We start from the raw sequence: 21,613 nt of genomic DNA on the forward strand, positions 1-21,613 counted from the left end.
CCGTCATCCCCTGCGAAGGTGGAACGCGTGAAGGCTATCCGTCGATTCACCGTGCGCCCCGTCCTCCCCGAGACCCTCTCGCCACTCGCCGACCTCGCGCGCAACCTGCGCTGGTCCTGGCACACCGAGACCCGCGAACTCTTCCAATCCGTCGATCCCGAGGGCTGGCAGGCCGCCGGCGGGGATCCCGTCCGGCTGCTCGGCGCCGTGTCCGCCGCGCGCATCGCGGAGCTCGCCGATGACCGGCGGTTCCTGCGGCGGCTCGCCGTCGCCGCCGCCGACCTGGACGACTACGTCCACGGCGGGAGGTGGTACCAGGGCCACGAGGCCGCCCCGGAGCTGCCCGCCGGCATCGCCTACTTCTCGCCCGAGTTCGGGATCACCGCCGCCCTGCCCCAGTACTCCGGCGGGCTCGGGATCCTCGCCGGGGACCACCTCAAGGCCGCCAGCGATCTCGGCGTCCCCCTCATCGGGGTCGGACTCCTCTACCGCCACGGGTACTTCCGCCAGTCCCTCTCCCGGGACGGCTGGCAGCAGGAGCACTACCCGGTGCTCGACCCGAACGAACTGCCCGTCTCGCTCGTGCGCGAGGAGGACGGGGCGCCCGCCCGGGTGTCGCTGAGCCTGCCCGGCGGGCGGGCCCTGCACGCCCACATCTGGCAGGCCCGCGTCGGGCGGGTGCCGCTGCTGCTCCTCGACTCCGACGTCGAGGACAACGACGCCGCCGCCCGCGAGGTGACCGATCGCCTCTACGGCGGCGGGAGCGACCACCGGCTCCTGCAGGAGATGCTCCTCGGGATCGGCGGGGTACGGGCCGTCAGGAGCTACTGCCGGATCACCGGGCATCCCGACCCCGAGGTGTTCCACACCAACGAGGGACACGCCGGCTTCCTGGGGCTCGAGCGCATAAGGGAACTGGAAGGACAGCGGGGACTCGGCTTCGACGCCGCCGTCGAAGCCGTGCGGGCCGGGACGGTCTTCACCACGCACACGCCCGTCCCCGCCGGCATCGACCGCTTCGACCGGGCCCTGGTCGCCCGCCACTTCGGCGAGGGCGGCGAGCTGGCCGGCGTACCCGTCGACCGGATCCTGGAACTCGGCGCGGAGACCTACCCCGGCGGCGACCCCGGTGTCTTCAACATGGCGGTGATGGGGCTGCGTCTCGCCCAGCGGGCGAACGGCGTCTCCACCCTGCACGGCGCCGTCAGCCGGGAGATGTTCGCCGGGCTGTGGCCGGGATTCGACCCCGCCGACGTGCCCATCACCTCCGTCACGAACGGGGTGCACGCCCCGTCCTGGGTGGCGCCGGAAGTCGTGAAGCTCGGCGCGCGCCAGATCGGCGCCGGACGCACCGAGGACGCCCTGTCCGTCGGCGGCTCCCAGCGCTGGGACGCCGTCGCCGACATCCCCGACCAGGACGTCTGGGACCTGCGCCGGGTACTCAGGGAGCAGCTGGTCCAAGAGGTACGGGACCGCCTGCGGGCCTCCTGGCGCCAGCGCGGGGCCGCCGACGCCGAACTGGGCTGGGTGGACTCCGTCCTCGACCCGGACGTACTGACCATCGGCTTCGCCCGCCGCGTCCCGTCCTACAAGCGGCTCACGCTGATGCTGCGCGACCCCGACCGGCTGCGCCGCCTGCTCCTGGACCCGGACCGGCCGGTGCAGATCGTGGTGGCGGGCAAGGCGCACCCGGCCGACGACGGAGGCAAGCGGCTCGTCCAGGAGCTGGTGCGCTTCTCCGACGACCCGCGCGTGCGCCACCGGATCGTGTTCCTGCCCGACTACGGCATGGCCATGGCGCAGAAGCTCTACCCGGGCTGCGACGTCTGGCTCAACAACCCGCTGCGCCCGCTGGAGGCGTGCGGGACCAGCGGGATGAAGGCGGCGCTCAACGGCTGCCTCAACCTCTCCGTCCTGGACGGCTGGTGGGACGAGTGGTTCGAGCCGGACTTCGGCTGGGCCATCCCGACCGCCGACGGCCTGGGCACGGACGAGGACCGGCGCGACGACCTGGAGGCGAACGCCCTCTACGACCTGATCGAGGGCCGGGTCGCGCCCCGGTTCTACGACCGGACCGGGCGCGGCGGACTCCCGGCGCGCTGGATCGAGATGGTCCGCCGCACCCTCGTCTCGCTGGGGCCCAAGGTGCTGGCGGGACGGATGGTGCGGGAGTACGTGGAGCGGCTCTACGCTCCGGCCGCGCTCTCCCACCGCGCCCTGACCCCGGAGGCGGCGCGGGACCTCGCCTGGTGGAAGGGCCGGGTCCGCGCGGCCTGGCCGAAGCTCACCGTCGAGCACGTGGAGGCGCTGACGGCGGGCCCGGTCGGCGGCACCGCCGAACTCGGGGCCACCCTCACCCTGCGCGTGCAGGTCTCGCTCGACGCGCTCGCGCCCGAGGACGTGGAGGTGCAGGCCGTCGCGGGCCGGGTCGACGCCCAGGACGTGATCCGGGACGGCCGGACCTTCCCGCTCAAGCCGGCCGGCGGGCCGGACCTGGAGGGGCGCCGGCTGTACGAGGGCCCGCTCGCCCTCGACCGTACGGGGCCCTTCGGCTACACCGTACGGATCCTGCCGACGCATCCGCTGCTGGCGACCCCGGCCGAACTGGGCCTGGTCGCCGGGCCGCTGGACACGGACGCGGGAGGCGGCGTACTGCTGCGCTAGCGGCTGGAACGGCCCGCCGGTTCGCGGACATCCGCGGGCCCGCGGGGCTCAAGGGGCGGGCGGCGGGTCCACCAGCCGCCCGTCCTCCACCAGCATCCCGGCCCGTTTGACGCTGAGCAGGGACGGGATCACCTCCACGTGGCCCACGCCCTCCACCGCGCCGATCCGCTCGGTCAGGTACGTGTAGAGCGCGTTGGTGTCACGGCACACCGCCACCGCCATCAACGAGGCCGCCCCGGTGACCGCCGCCGCGAACGCGATCTCGCGGTGTCCCGCCAGCGCGGCCCCGACCTGCGCCAGCCGGGCCGGCGGCACGGTCAGCACCAGCGTCGCCTCCGCCTCGTAGCCGAAGAGCGCCGGGACGAACTCCACGTCGAAGAAGACCGCCCCGAGCTCGCGCAGCCGCTCCAGCCTGCGGCGCGCGGTGGACTCCGCCAGCCCGGTGGCCCGCGCCAGTTCCGGATATCCGGCCCGGCCGTCGCGGCCCAGCACCGCGAGCAGCGCGAGCTCCGCCGCGTCCAGGACGTACGGGGCATCCGGCGCGGGCGCGGCCGGCGGCCGCTCCAGCGCCGCGATCTGGTCGGGGCGCAGCACGTCCGTACCCGCCCACGAGTCGGGCCCGCCGAAGAACTTCCGCAGGATGGTGTGGGCGCTGATGCCGGTCACCCGGCGTGTGCGCGGCAGCTTGTCCAGCAGCAGGGCGTCCCGGTCCTGGCGGGTCCGGGCCCGGGTCATGCAGTGGACCTCCGTGCCGCCCGAGTTCAAGGTCACCCACGCGATGTCCGGGCGGCGGGCGAGCGCCTCGGCCACCGGGAGCGCCGCGTCGGGGGCGCACTGCACCCGCAGCCAGGACTCGAACAGCCCGACGCGGCTGCCCAGGGGCAGCCCGACGACCCTGATCAGGCCGGTGCTCCGCAGGCGCCGGTAGCGGCGTACGACGGTCTGGTCGGAGACCTCCAGCACTTCGGCGATCCGGCTGAAGGCGGCCCGGCCGTCGATGACGAGGGCCTGGACCAGGGACCGGTCGAGCGAGTCCATCTCCATGTCGTTCACGGTTTCCATCATCGCAGGGGCTCCCATGATGGAAATCCGGCAGGAGCGGGCCGCTGGGTGGGGGATGGGGGCGGGGCGCTGACATCTTGGGCCGACCGAGGATCCTGCCCCCGCCTTCCCCCCTGTGACCGAGGAGAACTCCCATGCGCAAATGGCTGCCGTTGACGGCGGTGTGCCTAGGGGCCTTCATGCTTCTGGTCGACGTCACGATCGTGACCGTCGCCCTGCCCGACATGGCCGACGACATGAGCACCGGGTTCTCCGGGCTGCAGTGGGTGATGGACATATACGCCCTCGCCCTGGCCGCCCTGCTGCTCGGCGCCGGTTCGCTCGCCGACCGGATCGGCCGGCGCCGCGTCTACCTCGGCGGGCTCGGCCTCTTCGCCGCCGCCTCCCTCGCCTGCGGCCTGGCCGGCGGGCCGGCCGCGCTGATCACTTTCCGCGCCGTGCAGGGCGTCGGCGCCGCCGCGATGTTCGCCACCACCATGGCCCTGCTCAGTTCCGCGTACCAGGGCCGAGACCGGGGCGTCGCCTTCGGCGTCTGGGGGGCGGTCAACGGGGCCGCCGCCGCGGCCGGTCCGATCGTCGGCGGGCTGCTCACCGAGCAGTTCGGCTGGCGCTGGATCTTCTTCATCAACCTCCCCGTGTGCGCCCTCGCCGTGTACGTCACGCTCAAGGCCGTCACCGAGTCCCGCGACCCGCACGCCAAGGGCTTGGACCTGCCCGGCACGGCCGCCTTCACCACCGGCGCCGCCGCTCTCACCTACGGCCTGATCCGGGTCGGCGAGAACGGATGGACCTCCGCCACCACGCTGGGCCTGTTCGCCCTGGGCGCGGCCGCCTTCGCCGCCTTCGTCCTCGTCGAACTGCGCAGCTCCCGGCCGATGCTGGACCTCTCGCTCTTCCGCAGCCCGACCTTCGTCGCGGTCATGGCCGCCTCGCTGCTGATGGCCGGCGCCGCCTTCGGGTACCTGATGTACGTCTCCCTGTGGCTGCAGAGCGCCGAGGGCATGGGGCCGGTCGGCGCCGGCCTGGCGCTGGTTCCGCTCAGCCTGGCCGGCTTCTTCGTCGCCGCCGCGACCGGCAAGCTGATGCACGGGGCCTCGCCCCGGATCACCATCGGCGGCGGCCTGTTCCTCATCGGCGCGGGCGCGCTGCTCCAAGGCTGGATGCTGGACACCGGCGACGGCTGGACGGCGCTCGTGCCCGGCATGATCGTCACCGGTGTGGGCGTGGGCATGAGCTCCCCGGCCCTGGCGGCCACCGCGATGGGGGCCGTGCCCCCGGCCCGGGCGGGCATGGCGGGCGGTGCGCTGAACACCGCGCGGCAGCTTGGCATGGCGCTGGGCATCGCGGTGCTCGGCGCGGTCTTCCAGGCCGGGCTGGCGGACGGGCTCGAAGGCTCGGGCCGGCCGCACGGCACGGCAGAGGCGATGGCCGGCGGCGGGGCGGGCAAGGTGCTCCAGGCGGCCCCGGAGGCCGCGCGGTGGGTGGAGGCGGCCTTCGTGAGCGGGCTGCGCGACACCTTCTGGGTCTCGGGGGCGATGGGCCTGGCGGGGGCGCTGATCCTGGTGGCACTGGTCCGACGGCCCACCGCCGTGGGGGCCCCGGAGGCGCCGCGGGCCCCGGCGGCGCCGCGGGCCTCGGCGGCCGCAGAGGTTCCGGCGCCCGGAGCGGGCGAACGCGCCGCCGTCTGAGCCGCCTCGGCCCCGAGGGGGACCGTGAGGGTGAACCTTCGAACGTGCTGCGCATGCCGAATCGTTTCAGCGCTGTGGCCCGCTCCTACGCTGCCTCGCGGATGTCATCCGGAACCGGCATCCGCGAAACCCCGAGAAACGGACTCCTCATGCGTCTTCGTACCACCGCCGCGACGCTCCTCGCGGCCCTCGCACTTGTCCTGCCCACCGCGGGCCAGTCCCTGGCCAACGACCACGACGACCGCGACAGCCTGGGCGAGCTGAGCTACCGGTTCAGCGACGACGGTGACACGCGCCACGGGCGGATCGAGCCCGCCGACAACGACACCTGCTACCAGCTGACCCACGCCTCGGGCAACCACCCGGCCTTCGAGGTGCGCAACGACACGGAGTCGCTGGCGCTGCTCTTCGAGGACCGCCACTGCGGCGGCCAGGCCGTCGAGGCGCTGGAGCCGGGCGAGCGGGCGCGGGACCTGGAGGTCCGGTCGGTCTTCGTCAAGCCTTCCGACGACAACCACCACGGCCGCCACGACGGCGACCGCCGTGACGACTGGAGCGACGACGAGGACCGCAGCCGCGGCGGACGCGTGGCCCAGGCGCCGGACTTCGTCGACTCGGTCTTCCGCTCCATCGGCTGATCTCGGCCGGCAGGCGGCAGGAAGGGCCCGGCACCCCTCGGGGTGTCGGGCCCTTCGCGTGCGGTGTATCCGTGTGTCCGTGTGTCCGTGTGCCTGCGTTGGCCGTGTGCCGGTGTGCCGTGACTCAGTCCGCCGCGGGCCGGACCGTGCCGGCCGCCAGCCAGCGCACCACGTCCGCCGCCGCGTACGGTTCGGCGTTCGGGGCCAGTTCCTGCAGGAAGGACAGGTCCTTGCCGATGGTCACCAGGGGGGGTTCCACCCGGCCGTGCGGCCGCCGCTGCGCCAGCCCGATCGTGGCCAGCAGGCCGTTGCACAGACACTGGCGGCCCTTGGTGTCGGCCGCGTCGCCGCCCTTGCGGACGTAGGCGGCCACCGGCTCGGCCGCGCACCGGTAGACGAGCCCGCGCGGCCCCCGTACGGGAGTGCGCAGGAACCCGAGGTCGCAGACCCGCCGCCGGGCCACTGCCACCTCCGGCTCGGAGACGGTCCCGGGCAGGTCGGCCACCTTGAAGGGGAACGCCGTCGGCGAGGCCTCTGGGTCGTTGCGGACCGAGAGGGTGCCGGTGCGGGCCCGCTCCAACAGTTCCTCGCGCAGGTGCCGGGCCATCCCGGACTCCTCGCACAGCGCGAACGCGCTGCCGACCTGGACTCCGGCCGCCCCCTCGGCGAGGGCCGCGGCCACCGCCTCGGGCCGGGCCTGGCCGCCGGCGAGCCAGAACGGCAGCCCGAGCGCCGCCATTTTGGCGAGATCCGGGTCGTCGCGCGGGCCGTAGACCGGCTCGCCGTCCTCGTCGAGCTTCATCGGACCGCGCGGCGGGGCGCTGTGGCCGCCCGCCCGGCTGGTCTCGATCACGAAGCCGTCGGGTCGGGTGGCCTCGTCCAGGGCCAGATAGGCGGCGAGTACCGGGAGCGAGACGATGGCCAGCACGTGGGGGCGGCGCAGTGGGCCGGGCAGGTGCCCGGCGAGCAGGGCCGAGGGATCGAAGAGGTGCTCCAGGGGCTCTTCGTCGCCCTCCACGCGGATCTTGTTCACGCAGCGTTCGTAGCGCGCCAGCCGCGAGGCGAGGGCAGGGATCCGACCGGGGACTCCCGCGCCCACGAGCACGTAGTCGACGCCTGCCAGGATCGCGCCGAACATCGCGGGGGCGGTGGCGAGCTGGATCTTCTCCAGGTAGTTGATGCCGATGACACCGTCGTGTCCTTCCTTGGCGAGCCAGACCTCGACGAAGTTGCCGAGGACGGTGAGGATTTCCGCCTGCGCTCCGCCGGCCGCCCGCAGGCGCGGGGTCGTGCGCATCGAGGCGCCGTCCGCGAGGCCGTCCTCGCGGAAGTAGCAGTCGATCGCGCTCCGGGCGAGCTCGGGGAGCGGGAAGGCGGCCAGGGCCCGGCGGGCGTGGCCGCCGGGGTCTCCGGTCTGCAGTACGCGGGCCAGTACGACGTCCAGTGCCGTCCCGGAGACCACGCCCATCCGGCCCTCGCCGGAGACGGCCTTCGCCAGCCTCCAGCCGGAGACTCCGACGCCCATGCCGCCCTGGATCAGCCAGGGGTGGCGGGTGGCGGGGACGGTCGTGGGGGTCTGCGGCACGGGTCACGTCCTCGGGATCACCCGAACCTACGGTTCCGTAGGTTCGCTGGTTTCCACTATGACGCCGGCCCGGCCGGCCGAAGGGCGCCGAAGGTCCCGGCCCTGGGGGGAGGTGGACCCTGGCGCCCGGGGCCCAATGGAACAGGGCCGCCCGGGGAGGTCTGCTCCCGGGCGGCCCCGTGATCTGGCTGTTCAGCTCTTGCTCACCGAATCCCTCGTGGGGATCAGAAGGTGAGCTTCCAGCTGTTGATGTAACCGGTGTCCAGGCTGGCCAGGTCGGCCACCCGGAGCTTCCAGGTGCCGGCCGCGACCTCGGAGGAGGCGTTCACGGTGAAGCTCTGGACGATGTTGTCCGCGCTGCCGCCGCTGCGGTTGCGCAGGTTGTAGACGGTGCCGTCGGGGGCGACCAGGTCGACCCGCAGGTCACCGACGTAGGTGTGGACGATGTTCACGTCCACCTTGAGGGTGCTCGGGGCGTTGCCCGTGCGGTTGACCGGGAGCGGGGACTCCACCGTGGCGTTGTCCGCGATCGTGTAGTCGGTCGTGTTCTCGAAGACGCTCTGCTGCGAGGTCCCGACGGTCCAGACGAAGGACGCCGTACCGGTCTGGTTCGCCGAGTCCGTCACCGTGACCGTCGTGTTGTACGTACCGGCGGTGGAGGCGGTCCCGGAGATCAGGCCGGTCGAGGAGTTGATCGACAGACCGGTCGGCAGACCGGACGCCGCGTAGCTCAGGGCGCCGGCGTTGGTGCTGCTGGCCTGGATCTGGAGGCTGACGGCGCTGCCCGTGACGGTGTTCTGGTTACCGGGGCTGGTGACCGAGACACCGGCGACGATGCGCGGACCGACGTTGATGCCGGCCCAGGCGTTGGCCGTGTTGTTGTACGTGGCCGAGCCGGCGCCGTACAGGTCGGCGGCGGCCTGCAGGGTGGCGACGCGGGCGGCGGCGTAGTTGGTGTTCGACTTGAAGTAGCCGGCCGTCAGCGCGCGGAACCAGATCTTCGAAGCGGCTTCGCGGCCGATCGCGGCGACCGGGATGTTGTCCGAGGTCGGCGAGTTGTAGCTCACGCCGTTGATGACCTTGGCGCCCGAGCCCTCGGAGGCGAGGTAGTACCAGTGGTTGGCCGGGCCCGAGGAGTAATGGACGTCGATGGAGCCGATGCCCGAGTACCAGGCGTCCTTGGAGCCGCCGTCCTTGCTCGGCTTGTCCATGTAGCGCAGCGGGGTGCCGTCGCCGTTGATGTCGATCTTCTCGCCGACCAGGTAGTCGCCGACGTCGTTGGCGTTGTTGGCGTTGAACTCGACGGCCGCCGCCATGATGTCGGAGGTCGCCTCGTTGAGGCCGCCGGGCTCACCGGAGTAGGTCATGTTGCCGGTGACCGAGGTCAGACCGTGGGTCATCTCGTGCGCGGCCACGTCGATCGAGGTCAGCGGGTGGGTGTTGCCCGTGCCGTCGCCGTAGGTCATGCAGAAGCAGGAGTCGCTCCAGAACGCGTTGACGTACGCGTTGCCGTAGTGGACCCGGCTGTACGGGGCCACGCCGTCGTTGCGCAGGCCGTTGCGGCCGTGCACGTTCTTGTAGTAGTCCCACGTCAGCTGGGCGCCGTAGTGCGCGTCGGCGCCCGCGGTCTCCCGGCTGGAGGCGGCACCGGTGCCCCAGGTGTCGTCCGGGCCGGTGAAGAGGGTGCCCGTGCCGCTGCCGGAGCCCCCGTTGAGGTCGTAGGTCTTGTGGGCGCCGCGCCCGGCGTCGTTCAGCGTGAAGTTGCTGCCCGACTGCGAGGTGCCCAGCGTGACCTGACCGCTGTACATCGTGTTGCCGACGCCGGTCTCGATCGCCTGCCACTCGGTGATCTTCGCGCCGGTCTTGGCGTTGGTGACCACGTGCAGTTCGCTCGGGGTGCCGTCGTGCTGGAGCCCGCCGACGACGGTCTCGAAGGCGAGGACCGGAGCGCCCTCGGCGGCCCAGATCACCTTGCGGGCGCCCTTGGCGGCCTTGGCGTCCTTGGCACCCGCCGCGTTGGCGGAGGTGAGCGCCGTGCCCTCGGCCGAGGCCGGGGTGACGGCGGCGGTGGTGTCCGCGACCTTGATGTCCGCGTTGGTGGCCTTGGTGACGCTCTTGGTGACGCCGCCCTTGGCGTGGACGGTCAGGTCACCGCCGAGCACCGGTATGCCGTCGTAGGTGCGCTCGTAGGTGGTGTGGGTGGTGCCGTCCGCGTCCTTGACCACGTCGCGGACTATGAGCTTCTCCGTGCCGGCGAGGCCGAGGGCCCTGGCCGCCTGCTCGGTGGTGGAGTTCGCCTCGGCGAGGAGCGTCGCACGCTCCGAAGCGCTGAGTGCGCGGTTGGCCGCGCCCGGGTTGGCCTGGGCGACCGTGCCGGCCTGAGACGCGGTGGCGTCGGCGGTGGCGGTTCCGGTCTGGATGCCTACGGCGAGGAGAGCGGCCGCGGCAACAAGCGCGCCGGCCGTGGTGGCACGCCGCTGGGGGGTGGGACTCAACGCAGACTCCTTCTGCAAGGGGGGTTCCGGATGGCTGGGTGGGCCTCCGGGCAGATCGGGCTGGTGCGAAGAACGGTCGAAGAGTGCCATCTGGGCGCCGCGATGTCAGGGCCGCGTCAAAAGGTTGGCTGGAAATGGTTCGTTGTCCGAAGAGACGTATCCGGTATCCGGAACATTCACTTTGGTGTGGGAGAGAAGCGACCAATATCCGGAATGTGCAAGGCCGACCTCTAACGCTTGGGCAACAAGACGCCCGGTTCCTCGAAACGGCATTTGCCGTACGGGTGTTTGTCGTACTGTTTCCCGGTGCGTCAACTGTCCACTGCTTGGGGAAGCCGGGACACACGCCACCGTCAGTGACCACGTGCCAGGGGGGCCCATGAGGCATGTCCATATTCCTGTGCAAAGAGTGGCTAGGAGGGCGCTCGAGTCGGCGGCGCCGGTTCGGGGGCTCGGCGACAAAGCGCGCTGGTACCTGCCCGCCGCGGTCACCGCGGACCTCATCGGCGCGGGGGTGCCCGTCGGCCTGGTCTTCGAGGCCGCGCAGCAGGTCCGGCCCCTCTACTGCGCCTTCGGTGCCGCCCTGGCGTGGAGCGGCGTGCAACTGCTCCGCCGGCGGTACGCGGCCCGTGCGCTCGGAGAGTCCCGGGGAGTCCTGCCGGTCGTACACGACTGGCTGATTCTGATCGGTGTTCTCGCCGTGGCCCGTGTGGTCACCGGTGAGGACACCCCCCGGCTGTCCGCGCTCGGCGCCCTGCTGCCCGCCCTGCTCGTCACCATCGCCTGCCACAAGCTGACCTACCGTCACCTCTCCGCCGCCCGGCGCGAGGCCCAGGCCGTGAGCCGGGTCCTGGTCGTCGGCGAGCCCGACTCCGCCGAGTCCGTCATCGGCCACCTCGCCGCGCGCACCGACCACCCGTACGTCGTCGTCGGCGTCGTCCCGGTCGGCCCCGGCGGGCTCGACAGTGGGGTGCTGGTTGCCGCGCGGCTCGGCTCCGCGATGGCGCAGACCCCGACCGGGGACTCCGCCGCCGTGCTCGACGCCGTCGCCGCCCACCGCGCCGACCTGGTGCTCGTCGCCCCGGGGGCGCGGCTCGCGGGGGAGCGGCTGCGCCGGATCGCCTGGGCCCTGCACGACGCCGGGCTGGAACTCGCGGTCTTCCCGGGTCTGGTGGAGGTCTCCGTCAAGCGGCTGGAGACGCTGTCCGCGGGCGGCCTGGCCGTGCTGCGGGTGGCGCCGCCCGTGAGCCGGGGGATCCAGACGCTGCTGAAGTCGGTACTGGACCGGGCGGCCGCGGGGATCGGACTGGTGCTGCTGTCACCGGTGTTCCTGGCGATGGTCCTGGCGATCCGCCTCGGCTCCAGCGGGCCGGCCTTCTACCGGCAGCGGCGCATCGGCCGGGACGGGGTCCCGTTCGTCATGTGGAAGTTCCGCACGATGGTCGTCGACGCGGACGCGCTGAAGGCGGAACTGTCCGGATCCAACGAGAACGACGGCCTGATGTTCAAGATGCGCCGCGATCCGCGCGTGACCAGAGTGGGCCGGCTGCTGCGGCGCACCTCCATGGACGAGCTGCCGCAGCTGATCAATGTGGTGGCCGGTGACATGTCCCTGGTCGGCCCGCGCCCGCCGCTGCCGGAGGAGGTGGCGAAGTACGACGAGGTCGAGCTGCGCCGGCTCACCGTGCGGCCGGGGATGACCGGACTGTGGCAGATCAGCGGCCGGTCCGACCTGTCGTGGGACGAAACGATCCAGCTCGACCTGCAGTACGTCGACAACTGGTCCTTCACCAGTGACGTCGACGTCATGGGCCGCACGCTCCGCGCCGTGGTCGACGGTCGCGGAGCGTACTGAGGCCGTCTTGGGATCAGCTCCGCTCGTCGCTCTGCTCGCGCCACCACGCGTAGGTGGCGGCGATGCCGTCCCGCAGCGGGATCGCGGGCTTCCAGCCCAGCGCGCGCAGGCGGGTCACGTCCAGGAGCTTGCGGGGCGTCCCGTCCGGCTTGGAGGTGTCCCAGGCGAGCCTGCCCCGGAAGCCGGTCACCTCGGCGACCGTCTCGGCGAGGGCCTTGATCGTGAGGTCCTCGCCGCAGCCGATGTTGACCGGCTCGGCGCCGTCGTACTCGCGCAGCAGGACGGCGCAGGCGGCGGCCAGGTCGTCGACGTGCAGGAACTCCCGGCGGGGCGTGCCCGATCCCCACAGCGTGACCTCGTCGCGCCCCTCGGCCGCGGCCTCGTGGAAGCGCCGGATGAGGGCGGGCAGGACGTGCGAGGTCTCCAGGTCGAAGTTGTCGCCCGGGCCGTAGAGGTTCGTCGGCATGGCCGAGATGTACGAGGCCCCGTACTGCTTGCGGTACGACTGGACCTGGACGATGCCGGCGATCTTCGCCAGGGCGTACGCCTCGTTCGTGGGCTCCAGGGGCCCGGTCAGCAGGGAGTCCTCGCTGATGGGCTGCGGGGCGAGCTTGGGGTAGATGCAGGAGGAGCCGAGGAACAGCAGCCGGCCGACCTCCGCGGCGTGCGAGCCGGCGACGACGCTCAGCTGGATCTTGAGGTTGTCCTCCAGGAACTGCACCGGGTAGGTGCTGTTGGCCATGATCCCGCCGACCTTGGCGGCGGCCAGGACGACGGCGTCGGGCCGGACGTCCCCCAGGTACGCCGCGGTCGCCGCGGCGTCGCGCAGATCGAGGTCGGCGCGGCCGCGGGTGAGCACCTCGTACCCGTCGGCGGTGAGCCGGCGGACGACCGCGGACCCCACGAGACCGCGGTGGCCTGCGACGAAGACGCGGGCGTTCGGGGGCAGGAACGGCGAACTTGTCATACCGCCGATGATGCCAGCCCGCCGTCCGCGGGTTTACGGCGGAGCCGCCTCCCGCGTACCGCTGCCGGGCCCCCGCGCAGGCGGCGCCGGGCGCCGTCTCCGCACCCTGGATGCGGCGGATTCCCTTCCGGATGAGCCGTGTACGGTACCCATCCAGTCCTCTCGGGGCGGGGCCGCCCGGCGCGCCGGCCGCTCAGGGGCCTAGCCGCAGCCCCAGTACAACAAGACCGCAACGATCCCCAGGGGGGACCCAATGGGCAAGACCGCGCTGATCACCGGCGTCACCGGGCAGGACGGCTCGTACCTCGCCGAGCTCCTGCTTTCCAAGGGCTACACGGTGCACGGGCTCGTGCGGCGCTCCTCCAGCTTCAACACGGAGCGGATCGACCACATCTACCAGGACCCGCAGACGGCCAACCGGTCCTTCGTGCTGCACCACGCGGACCTCTCCGACGGCGTGTCCCTGGTGAACCTGCTCCGCGAGATACGCCCCGACGAGGTGTACAACCTCGGCGCCCAGTCGCACGTGCGCGTCTCCTTCGACGCCCCGCTCTACACCGGCGACGTGACCGGCCTCGGGGCGCTGCGGCTGCTGGAGGCGATCCGGGCCAGCGGTGTGGACACCCGCATCTACCAGGCCTCCTCCTCCGAGATGTTCGGCGCCACCCCGCCCCCGCAGAACGAGGGCACCCCGTTCCACCCGCGCAGCCCGTACGGCGCCGCGAAGGTGTTCGCGTACTGGACGACGGTGAACTACCGCGAGGCGTACGGCATGTTCGCCGTCAACGGGATCCTCTTCAACCACGAGTCCCCGCGCCGCGGCGAGACCTTCGTGACCCGCAAGATCACCCGCGCGGTCGCCCGTATCAAGGCGGGCCTGCAGGAGAAGCTCTACCTCGGCAACCTCGACGCGGTCCGCGACTGGGGCTACGCCCCGGAGTACGTGGACGCCATGTGGCGGATGCTGCAGCAGGACGAGCCCACCGACTACGTCGTGGCCACCGGCGTCGCCGCCACCGTCCGCGAGTTCGTCGAGGCCTCCTTCGCCCACGCCGGTCTCGACTGGAACGAGCACGTTCGCTACGACCCCAAGTATGAGCGCCCCAGCGAGGTCGACGCCCTGATCGGCGACGCCTCCAAGGCCCATGCGCTGCTCGGCTGGAAGCCGACGGTCCTGGTGGCCGAATTGGCCAAGATCATGGTCGACTCCGACATTCGCCAGGTCGAGGACCAACTGGCGGGCGTGAGCGTTCGCATCGACCGCTAGGCCTTATATTTGCGCCTACGATTTGCCGTGTCCCGGTCATTCATGGAGCTTTCCGTGGGTCCGACCGGGGCAAACCTGCCGTATGTCCGTAGTGCGCCATCCGTTCTGAACCTTCTTGATTCCAAGTTGGTATGCAATGGGTCAAGTGCGGTGACCAGGCCCTCGCGTGAGCCCTAGTCTGCGCCAGTACATATGGCTGTTCGGATAGTTCCAGCCATTCAAACCGGGCAATAGCCCTGGGGGGCTCATGCGTAGATCCAGAGGGCTGACTGCTGCCCTCGTCCTGTCACTGGCCGGGGCCGGCACCGGGATAGGCCTGGTGCTGATACCCGAGGCGTCGGCCATCACGCAGCCGGTGGCCTTCACCGCCGACAACCTGCCGACGTGGCAGCCGAACGGCATCGTCTGGGCCATGGACCAGGCCAACGGCACGGTCTTCGCCGGCGGCACCTTCTCGGCCGTCCGCCCGCCCGACGGCGCGGCCGGTGCGGAGCAGGAAGCAGTGAACTTCGTCGCGCTCGACGCGGCGACGGGCGCCCCGAGCTCCTGCAAGCTCTCCTTCACCGTCGGCGAAGGCGGCGCGACCGTGCGCGCCCTCACCGTCTCGAAGGACGAGAAGACGCTGTACGCGGCCGGCTACTTCGGCGCCGTCAACGGCACCCCGGTCTCCAGCGTCGCCGCCATCGACATCGAGACCTGCACCCCCAAGGCCTCGTTCCACCCGAACTTCCCGGCCACCGTGCGCGCGCTCGCCGTCACCGACGACACCCTGTACGCGGCCGGCGACTTCAGCACCGTCGAGGGCCAGACCCGCGAGCGGTTCGCCGCGGTCGACGCCGCCTCCGGTGCGCTGAAGCCCTTCGTCGCCAACGCCGACGAGCCCGGCCGCGCCGTCAAGGTCAGCAACGACGGCAAGAACGTCCTGCTGGGCGGCGACTTCTTCACGGTCAACGGCTCCAACAGCCACGCCCTGGCCGTGGTCAACGCCACCACCGGCGCCGTGAACAAGACGTACGCCAACATCCCGCCGAACTCGGTCGTCAAGCACATCGCGGCCGACTCGACCGGCTACTACACCGGCAACGAGGGTTCCGGCGGCGGCGTCTTCGACGGCCGCATCGCCCTCGCCACCAACTTCACCGAGAAGTGGCGCGACCGCTGCCTCGGCGCGACCCAGTACGTCCTGCCCTACGACGGAGTCCTCTACAGCTCCTCGCACGGGCACGACTGCAGCACCGAGGGCCAGTTCCCCAACGGCAAGCGCCACTTCCTGCTCGCGCAGCTGACCGACCAGGAAGGCGCAGCCCCCGCGCCCGTGGACGGTTTCGTGCGCAGCCCCCGCAAGCTCGGCTGGCACCCCACCGCCAACGACGGCCTCGGCGAGGGCATCGGCCCGCGCGTGATGGCCATCGCGGAGAAGAGCACCACCAAGTACATGTGGGTCGGCGGTGAATTCACCATCATCAACGGCAAGGCCCAGCAGGCCCTGACCCGGTTCGCCTCCACCGGCGACGTCGGCGCCCCGACCACCCCGGTCTCCAGCGTCTCCAGCGTCAAGCCCGGCGAGGTCCAGGTCCGCTGGCGCGCCAGCTACGACGCGGACGACAGCAAGCTGACCTACCGCGTCTACCGCAACGGTTCCGCGACCCCGGTCGCCACCCTCACCGCGGACTCCCTGGAGTGGCTGCGCCCGCAGGCCTCCTGGACCGACACCACGGTCAAGGCCGGCCTGTCCTACAGCTACCGGGTGACCGCGACCGACGCGGCGGGCAACACCAGCGCCCTGTCGGCCAGCACTTCGGTGACGGTCCCGATGTCGGTGCTCGGGTACCCGAACCAGGTCCGCGCGGACGGCGCCAACCTGTACTGGCGCTACGACGACACCCTCAGCCCGTACGTCGCCGACTCCTCGGACGGCGGCAATACCAGCGGCCTCCAGCTGAACGCCCCGGCGCTGCGCCAGACCCCGGGCGCGGTCACCGGCGCCAGCACGGCCATGGGCTTCAACGGCACCAGCCAGCAGGTGTACAGCGACCACCGCCAGACGGTCGGCAGCTCGTACACCATCGAGACGTGGTTCAAGACGAACACCACGCGCGGCGGCAAGCTGGTCGGCTTCGGCACCAACACCGACCGCAGCAGCGGTCTGTACGACAAGCACGTCTACATGACCAACACCGGCCGGATCTTCTTCGGCGTCAACACGGGCTCGGCGAAGACCGTCTCCACCGGTCTGACCGAGACCTACAACGACAACAAGTGGCACCACGTCGTCGCCACGCAGGGCCCCGCCGGCATGGCGCTGTACGTGGACGGCCAGTCCAAGGGCACCCTCAACGTCACGGGCTCCCAGCAGTACGAGGGCTACTGGCACGTCGGCGGCGACGCCCTCAGCGGCTGGCCCTCCAGGCCGACCAGCAACTTCTTCGCCGGCCAGATCGACGAGACGGCCGTCTACCCGAAGGTGCTGACCGAGGCCCAGGCCAAGAACCACTTCGACCTGGCCAAGGCCGTCAGCGACACCGTCTCCAAGGTCGGCGCGACCGAGGACACCTACATCAACCAGGGCGCGCCCAGCACCCCCTACGGCACCGCGGGCTCGCTCGCCGTGCGCGGCACCTCGGCCTACGAGACGTACCTGCGCTTCGACATCCCGGCCGCCCCGGCCGGCCAGGTGCTGAAGTCGGCGTCGCTGCAGGTCAAGACCTCGACCGCGGCGGGTGCCGGTACGGTCGACACCGTCTCCGTGGTCCCGGTCACCGGTACCTGGAGCGGTGCGGGCACGACCTTCAAGACCAAGCCCACCCTCGGCACGACCCCGCTGAGCTCCTTCGCGGGCATACCGGACGGCTCGGCCGTCCAGAACGTGCAGCTGGACACGGCCGCGCTCTCCTCGGTCCTGGGCACCAGCTACAGCCTGGGCCTGACGAGCACGGGCACCGACCCGCTGTGGATCTGGTCCTCGGAGGCGACGGCCGCGGACGCGAAGCCGCAGCTCGTCCTCACCTTCGGCGCGAAGTGACCGCTTGACGGAGTGCGGGGCCCGGCCGCGGGTGCGGCCGGGCCCCGCACACCCATCTCATACGTACGGGAGCCACCTCATGTACCGACGCTCCGCAGCGGCTGCTGTCCTGCTGACCGCCGCCCTGACGCTGACCGCCTGCAGTTCGGGCGGGGACGGCAAGGCCGACGCCTCGGCCGCCAAGCCCAAGCCGCCGGCCGAGTCGCCGGCCGCCGACCCGGCGGACGCCACGGCGCCGCCCTCGACGGACGCGAAGCCGACGGGCCCCGTCCTGCCGGACGCCAAGCTGACCCCGAAGACGGGCAGCTTCACCGCGACGGAGAAGAAGTACCTGAGCGGCCGGGTCCCGGAGAAGATGGACCCGGCGGCCGTCCTGCAGAGCGGCCAGGAGTCCTGCCAGCGGGTGGAGCGCACCGCGAAGCGCGACAAGGACGCGGCGGTCGGCTCCGTCGTGGCCGGGGAGATCCCGGGCGCGACGGACGCGATCACCTACCTGTGCCCGGAACAGAAGCCGGTCCTCGCGGTGGCGGAGAAGGGCTTCCCGGACGGTACGAAGCAGTCCCCGGCCGCGGGCGGCTACCGCGCGCTGACCCAGAGCACGACGTGCACCTGGGAGGCCAAGGGCAAGGACGGCGCCGTCCTCGCCTCGGGCCCGGAGACCCCGCCGAACCCCGGCGACAAGATCACCGCCACGATCCCGGCGGGCACGGCGGAGTTCGTCTCGAACGGCTGCTACGCCTGGATTCCGGCGTAGCACCGCCATCCGCGAAATCGGCCCCGCCGCCCCGGCCCGTGGGCGGCGGGGCCGACCCGTTTCCCGGACGCGCGGCTCCCTCCGCCGGGCCGTCAGGACCCGTTTCCGTTCCTGATGGTGGTGGGGGCCATCCTCACTTTCGCGGCCGACTGGCAGATGCAGAGCGTGAACCTCGACCTGGTCGGGGTGATCATGATGGTGGCCGGCGTCATCGGTCTGCCGGTCTACGCGAGCGTCCTCAAGCGCCGCCGCACCGCGGCCCTCCCGGTGGTGGACGAAACCCGGCGCGGACTGTGAGTCCGACGCCGGGCCCCGGACCTCAACCCCGGTGAAGGGCGCCCTCGTACACGGGCAGCAGGGTGTCCAGGACGGCTTCCATCGAGAAGGACTCCCCGGCCAGTTCGCGGGCCGCCCGCGAGGCGGCGGTGTTGGCCGCGGGGTCGAGGAGGGCGAGGACCGCCGTCGCGACCCCCGACGGGCCCGGGGCGACCACCGCTCCCGCACCCGCGGAAGCGATGTCGCGGGCCAGGCCGTTGGAGTGGGTCACCACCGAGGGCACGCCCACCGACAGGGCCTCCAGGACCGACATCGGGAACGGCTCGTCCACGGACGGCAGTACGTAGACGTGCGCCCGGCGCAGTTCCGTCAGGACCTCCGCGCTCGACAGCGCGCCCGGGACCGTGAAGCGGGCGCCGAGGCCCAGCTCCGCCACACGGGCGCGGACCGCCGCCAGTTCGCCCTCGTCGGGGCCGGCCACCACGAACTCCGCGTCCGGGTGCGCCGCCAGGACCGCCGGGGCCGCGTCCACGAAGTCCACCGGCCGCTTGCGGGCCTGCAGCCGGGCCGAGTACAGGATCCGGGGAGGGCCGGCCGGGGCGGGGCGCTCCTCCTGGGCCGGGGTCCCGTTGACCAGGCGGACCGCCCGGGGCAGGGCGCCGCCGACCACGGCGTCGAGGCCTTCCCGCTCGTGCGGGGTCAGGTACAGCACCGCGTCGGCGCCGCGCAGCAGCCGGCGTACCGCCACCGCGTCCAGCACCTTGGCCAGGAGCCGCTCGCTCGGGTCGACCATCCCGTGGGTCTGCAGGACGAGCGGTTTGCGGGCGCGCAGCGCGGCCAGGGCGACCGGCAGGGTCACCAGGTCCCGCGCCAGGTGGACGTGGACCACGTCGGCGTCCCGGACGAGCCGGCCCGCCGAGGCCAGCAGCGCGGGCGAGGTCATTCCGCTGAAGCCGAGCGGGAGCAGGCGGCGGGCCGGGAAGAGCTTCGCGGGGACGCCCTCCACCGAGGTCGGCCAGGGGTCCGGGAAGCCTTCGCCCAGAGCCAGCAGGCCCGCCTCGTGGCCGCGGGACCGCAGCCCCTTCGCCAGGTTCAGCGCGACCCGGACCGGCCCGCCGAAGGCGTGCGTGGGGGAGTGCAGGGTGACGGCGTGCAGGACTCTCACTTGGGCTCCTCGACCGGGCGGCGGCGCCCGTCCTGGGTCTGCAAGGTCAGCGCGGGCAGGTCCTTGTGGACCACCGAACCCGCGCCCGCCACCGCGCACCGGCCGACTGTCACGCCCGCCAGCACGGTGGCCCGTACCGCCACCCACGCGCCGTCCTCGACGGTGATGGGTGCGTTGCGGTAGCGGAAGTCGGCGGCCCGGTGGTCGTGCGAGCCCGTGCACAGCAGCGCCTCCTGCGAGACGCAGACGTGCGCGCCTATGGTGACCGGCTCCAGGTTCAGCAGCCAGGCGCCCTCGCCGATCCACGCGTGGTCGCCCACGGTCAGCTTCCAGGGCCACAGCACGCGCACCCGGTGCCGGATCAGCACGCCTTCGCCGATCTGGGCCCCGAAGGCGCGCAGCAGCGCGACGCGGAGCCGGGCCGGGCAGAACCAGCTCATGAACAGCGTGTTCATCACGGCGAACCAGAGAGCCTGGGTCAGCAGCCCGCGTCCCTTGTCGTATCCGGCCAGCGTGAAGGCAGGAAGATCACGCACAGCTACCCCTCATCGTCCGGCCCGTCGTCCGGCCCGTCGTCCGGCCACGGGCGCCTCCCCGGGCGCCGAGCGCTCAGACTAGACTGCGCCCGGATCAGGCACAGGGGTGGGGGCAAGCGTGGCAACCGACATACGCGAGAGCGCCGTCAGGGCCGCCCCGCCCCACCCCGACGAAGAGAAGAACTGGGGCCGGGTCACCACCCCGCGCACCCTGCTCTCCCGGGCGCTGTCCGTCCCGCTCGCCCTCGGATTCACCGTCTTCCTGCCGCTCTTCGTCGCCGTCCAGCCCGGGGACGGCCAGCGCGACGCGGCCTTCTGGCTCCAACTGGTGCTCACCATGTACGCGGGCGCCCGGCTGTCCGCGATGGTCCTGACCAGCCGCCGCAAGCTGCTCCAGGGCTCCTTCTGGCTCTTCGTCTACATGGCGATGGGCGTGGCCCCGCTCGCCCAAGCCGTCCTGGGCCGGGTCCCCACCCCCGTCGTCGGCCCGCGCTCCGACCTCACCGCCGCCATCACCCTGGTACTGCTCGGCTGCGCCGCCTTCGACGTGGGCGTCCTGCTCGCCCGGCACCGGCCGAGCGGCCGGGCGGGCGGCGCACGGAAGGAGCCGCGGCCGGTCATGGCGCACCGGCGGCGCCTCCAACTGCTGACCGCCGTGTCGTTCCTGGGCAGCGCGGCCCTGATCATGAAGCTCGGCGGCCCCGCCGTCTTCTTCTCCAGCCGCCAGGAGATCATCGCGGGCATCGAGGAAGCGGGCGTCTCCCAGGACGGCCAGGCCGGCCAGGCGCTGCTGCGCGGCTTCGGCACCGTCCCGGCGCTGCTCTCCCTGCTGCTGTACACGCGCTGGCTGATCACTTCGAAGTTCGCCCGCCGCAAGGTCTCGATCATCGTCACCTGGTCGGCGCTCGCGGTCCTCAACCTGATCGTCAACAACCCGATCTCCAACCCGCGCTACTGGTTCCTCACCGTCATGTTCTCGCTGCTCTTCACCGTCTTCCCGGTGAGCGCGGCGATGTACCGGGTGGCGCTCTCCATGGCCGTGGTCATCGCCCTCCTCGTCTTCCCCTTCGCGGACCGCTTCCGCTACGACGAGAAGAACTACAAGCCGGTCGAGACGACCTCGTTCCTGGAGCCGATGGCGCTCAAGGACTACGACCAGATCGGCATGTTCGCGAACACCATCACCTACTCGGACTCCGGCCCGGGCCATTCCTACGGGCACCAGCTCGCGGGGTCCGTCTTCTTCGCGGTGCCCCGCACCATGTGGCCCGGCAAGCCGCGCGACACCGGCGTGATGGTCGGCCAGTGGATGGGCACGGTCAACACCAACCTCTCCTCCCCGATCTGGGCGGAGCTGTGGATCGACTTCGGGTCGCTGGGCATGGGCGCCGGGCTCCTGGGCCTGGGGTACGCCTCCGCCCGCGTCGACCGCCGCTACGCGAAGCGCGCGAGGCGCAGTTCGCCGCCCGGCAGCCTGATCTCCACCGTGGTCCCCCTGGTCGCCGGGTACTCCTTCATCCTGCTGCGCGGCCCGCTGCTCCAGGCCTCGGGACGCATCGCCATCGCCGGGATGTGCCTCGCGCTCGTGGCCACGTACCGCCAGGACAAGGGCACGACCCTGCGCTGACCCGCGCCGGTC

At 72.1% G+C, this 21,613-nt stretch carries 15 protein-coding genes; 9 read left to right on the top strand and 6 right to left on the bottom strand.

Annotated elements, in window-relative coordinates; genetic code table 11:
- The first annotated feature begins 27 nt into the window (after positions 1-27).
- The gene (gene glgP / locus J7F03_RS31950) at positions 28-2,664 is read left to right on the top strand and encodes an alpha-glucan family phosphorylase (RefSeq protein WP_214955705.1); all 2,637 of its coding nucleotides are present in this window, start codon (positions 28-30) and stop codon (positions 2,662-2,664) included.
- Positions 2,665-2,712: 48 nt separating this feature from the next.
- On the opposite strand, the gene J7F03_RS31955 is transcribed toward glgP, so the two are convergent.
- A complete protein-coding gene (locus J7F03_RS31955) occupies positions 2,713-3,726 on the bottom strand; it encodes an Lrp/AsnC family transcriptional regulator (protein WP_251072804.1) in 1,014 nt (337 codons plus the stop codon).
- 134 nt (positions 3,727-3,860) lie between these two features.
- On the opposite strand from J7F03_RS31955, the gene J7F03_RS31960 reads away from it, so the two are divergent.
- Together J7F03_RS31960 and J7F03_RS31965 are read left to right on the top strand one after the other, a co-directional pair.
- On the top strand, positions 3,861-5,414 hold the full coding sequence (locus J7F03_RS31960; protein WP_214955707.1) for an MFS transporter: 1,554 nt from the start codon (positions 3,861-3,863) through the stop codon (positions 5,412-5,414).
- Between the two features lie 149 nt (positions 5,415-5,563).
- The gene (locus tag J7F03_RS31965; RefSeq protein WP_214955709.1) at positions 5,564-6,052 is read left to right on the top strand and encodes a hypothetical protein; all 489 of its coding nucleotides are present in this window, start codon (positions 5,564-5,566) and stop codon (positions 6,050-6,052) included.
- 124 nt (positions 6,053-6,176) lie between these two features.
- Here the strand turns inward: J7F03_RS31965 and J7F03_RS31970 are convergent, their stop codons facing one another.
- Both J7F03_RS31970 and J7F03_RS31975 read right to left on the bottom strand, forming a co-directional pair.
- A complete protein-coding gene (locus J7F03_RS31970) occupies positions 6,177-7,637 on the bottom strand; it encodes a nitronate monooxygenase (protein ID WP_214955711.1) in 1,461 nt (486 codons plus the stop codon).
- Between the two features lie 224 nt (positions 7,638-7,861).
- Entirely contained in the window at positions 7,862-10,132 is a 2,271-nt protein-coding gene (locus J7F03_RS31975) for a M4 family metallopeptidase (RefSeq protein WP_251072799.1), read from the bottom strand.
- A gap of 379 nt (positions 10,133-10,511) precedes the next feature.
- On the opposite strand from J7F03_RS31975, the gene J7F03_RS31980 reads away from it, so the two are divergent.
- Positions 10,512-11,987, top strand: a complete 1,476-nt coding sequence (locus J7F03_RS31980) for a sugar transferase (RefSeq protein ID WP_214955715.1) — start codon at positions 10,512-10,514, stop codon at positions 11,985-11,987.
- A gap of 13 nt (positions 11,988-12,000) precedes the next feature.
- On the opposite strand, the gene J7F03_RS31985 is transcribed toward J7F03_RS31980, so the two are convergent.
- Positions 12,001-12,954: a GDP-L-fucose synthase gene (locus J7F03_RS31985; protein ID WP_214955717.1), complete on the bottom strand. Its 954-nt coding sequence runs from the start codon at positions 12,952-12,954 to the stop codon at positions 12,001-12,003.
- 253 nt (positions 12,955-13,207) lie between these two features.
- Between J7F03_RS31985 and gmd the strand changes: the two genes are divergently transcribed.
- From gmd to J7F03_RS32005, 4 genes are all read left to right on the top strand, one after another.
- On the top strand, positions 13,208-14,221 hold the full coding sequence (gene gmd, locus J7F03_RS31990) for a GDP-mannose 4,6-dehydratase (RefSeq protein WP_214955719.1): 1,014 nt from the start codon (positions 13,208-13,210) through the stop codon (positions 14,219-14,221).
- A 247-nt stretch (positions 14,222-14,468) separates the two neighbouring features.
- Positions 14,469-17,243 carry a LamG-like jellyroll fold domain-containing protein gene (locus J7F03_RS31995; protein WP_214955721.1) on the top strand — a complete coding sequence of 925 codons (2,775 nt, stop codon included), beginning with the start codon at positions 14,469-14,471 and terminating at the stop codon, positions 17,241-17,243.
- A gap of 79 nt (positions 17,244-17,322) precedes the next feature.
- Positions 17,323-17,997, top strand: coding sequence for a hypothetical protein (locus J7F03_RS32000; protein WP_214955723.1), 675 nt, complete (start codon positions 17,323-17,325; stop codon positions 17,995-17,997).
- A gap of 114 nt (positions 17,998-18,111) precedes the next feature.
- Complete coding sequence (locus tag J7F03_RS32005; protein ID WP_214955726.1) at positions 18,112-18,294, top strand: hypothetical protein; 183 nt, start codon at positions 18,112-18,114, stop codon at positions 18,292-18,294.
- 22 nt (positions 18,295-18,316) lie between these two features.
- Here J7F03_RS32005 and J7F03_RS32010 read toward each other — a convergent pair whose 3' ends face one another.
- A complete protein-coding gene (locus tag J7F03_RS32010; RefSeq protein WP_214955728.1) occupies positions 18,317-19,438 on the bottom strand; it encodes a glycosyltransferase in 1,122 nt (373 codons plus the stop codon).
- A complete protein-coding gene (locus J7F03_RS32015; protein ID WP_214955730.1) occupies positions 19,435-19,974 on the bottom strand; it encodes a WcaF family extracellular polysaccharide biosynthesis acetyltransferase in 540 nt (179 codons plus the stop codon). The genes J7F03_RS32010 and J7F03_RS32015 overlap by 4 nt, the downstream gene beginning before the upstream one ends.
- 118 nt (positions 19,975-20,092) lie before the next feature.
- Between J7F03_RS32015 and J7F03_RS32020 the strand changes: the two genes are divergently transcribed.
- Positions 20,093-21,601: a hypothetical protein gene (locus J7F03_RS32020; RefSeq protein WP_374104418.1), complete on the top strand. Its 1,509-nt coding sequence runs from the start codon at positions 20,093-20,095 to the stop codon at positions 21,599-21,601.
- Positions 21,602-21,613 lie beyond the last annotated feature (12 nt).

It is taken from the genome of Streptomyces sp. ISL-43 (genome assembly GCF_018614195.1).
Lineage (GTDB): Bacteria > Actinomycetota > Actinomycetes > Streptomycetales > Streptomycetaceae > Streptomyces.

Excerpts from the sequence above, each read along its gene's own strand:
- J7F03_RS31955 (WP_251072804.1), bottom strand. The coding sequence starts at position 3,726 with ATGGAAACCGTGAACGACATGGAGATGGACTCGCTCGACCGGTCCCTG.
- J7F03_RS31960 (WP_214955707.1), top strand. The coding sequence starts at position 3,861 with ATGCGCAAATGGCTGCCGTTGACGGCGGTGTGCCTAGGGGCCTTCATG.
- J7F03_RS31965 (WP_214955709.1), top strand. The coding sequence starts at position 5,564 with ATGCGTCTTCGTACCACCGCCGCGACGCTCCTCGCGGCCCTCGCACTT.
- J7F03_RS31980 (WP_214955715.1), top strand. The coding sequence starts at position 10,512 with ATGAGGCATGTCCATATTCCTGTGCAAAGAGTGGCTAGGAGGGCGCTC.
- J7F03_RS31985 (WP_214955717.1), bottom strand. The coding sequence starts at position 12,954 with ATGACAAGTTCGCCGTTCCTGCCCCCGAACGCCCGCGTCTTCGTCGCA.
- gmd (WP_214955719.1), top strand. The coding sequence starts at position 13,208 with ATGGGCAAGACCGCGCTGATCACCGGCGTCACCGGGCAGGACGGCTCG.
- J7F03_RS31995 (WP_214955721.1), top strand. The coding sequence starts at position 14,469 with ATGCGTAGATCCAGAGGGCTGACTGCTGCCCTCGTCCTGTCACTGGCC.
- J7F03_RS32000 (WP_214955723.1), top strand. The coding sequence starts at position 17,323 with ATGTACCGACGCTCCGCAGCGGCTGCTGTCCTGCTGACCGCCGCCCTG.
- J7F03_RS32005 (WP_214955726.1), top strand. The coding sequence starts at position 18,112 with ATGGTGGTGGGGGCCATCCTCACTTTCGCGGCCGACTGGCAGATGCAG.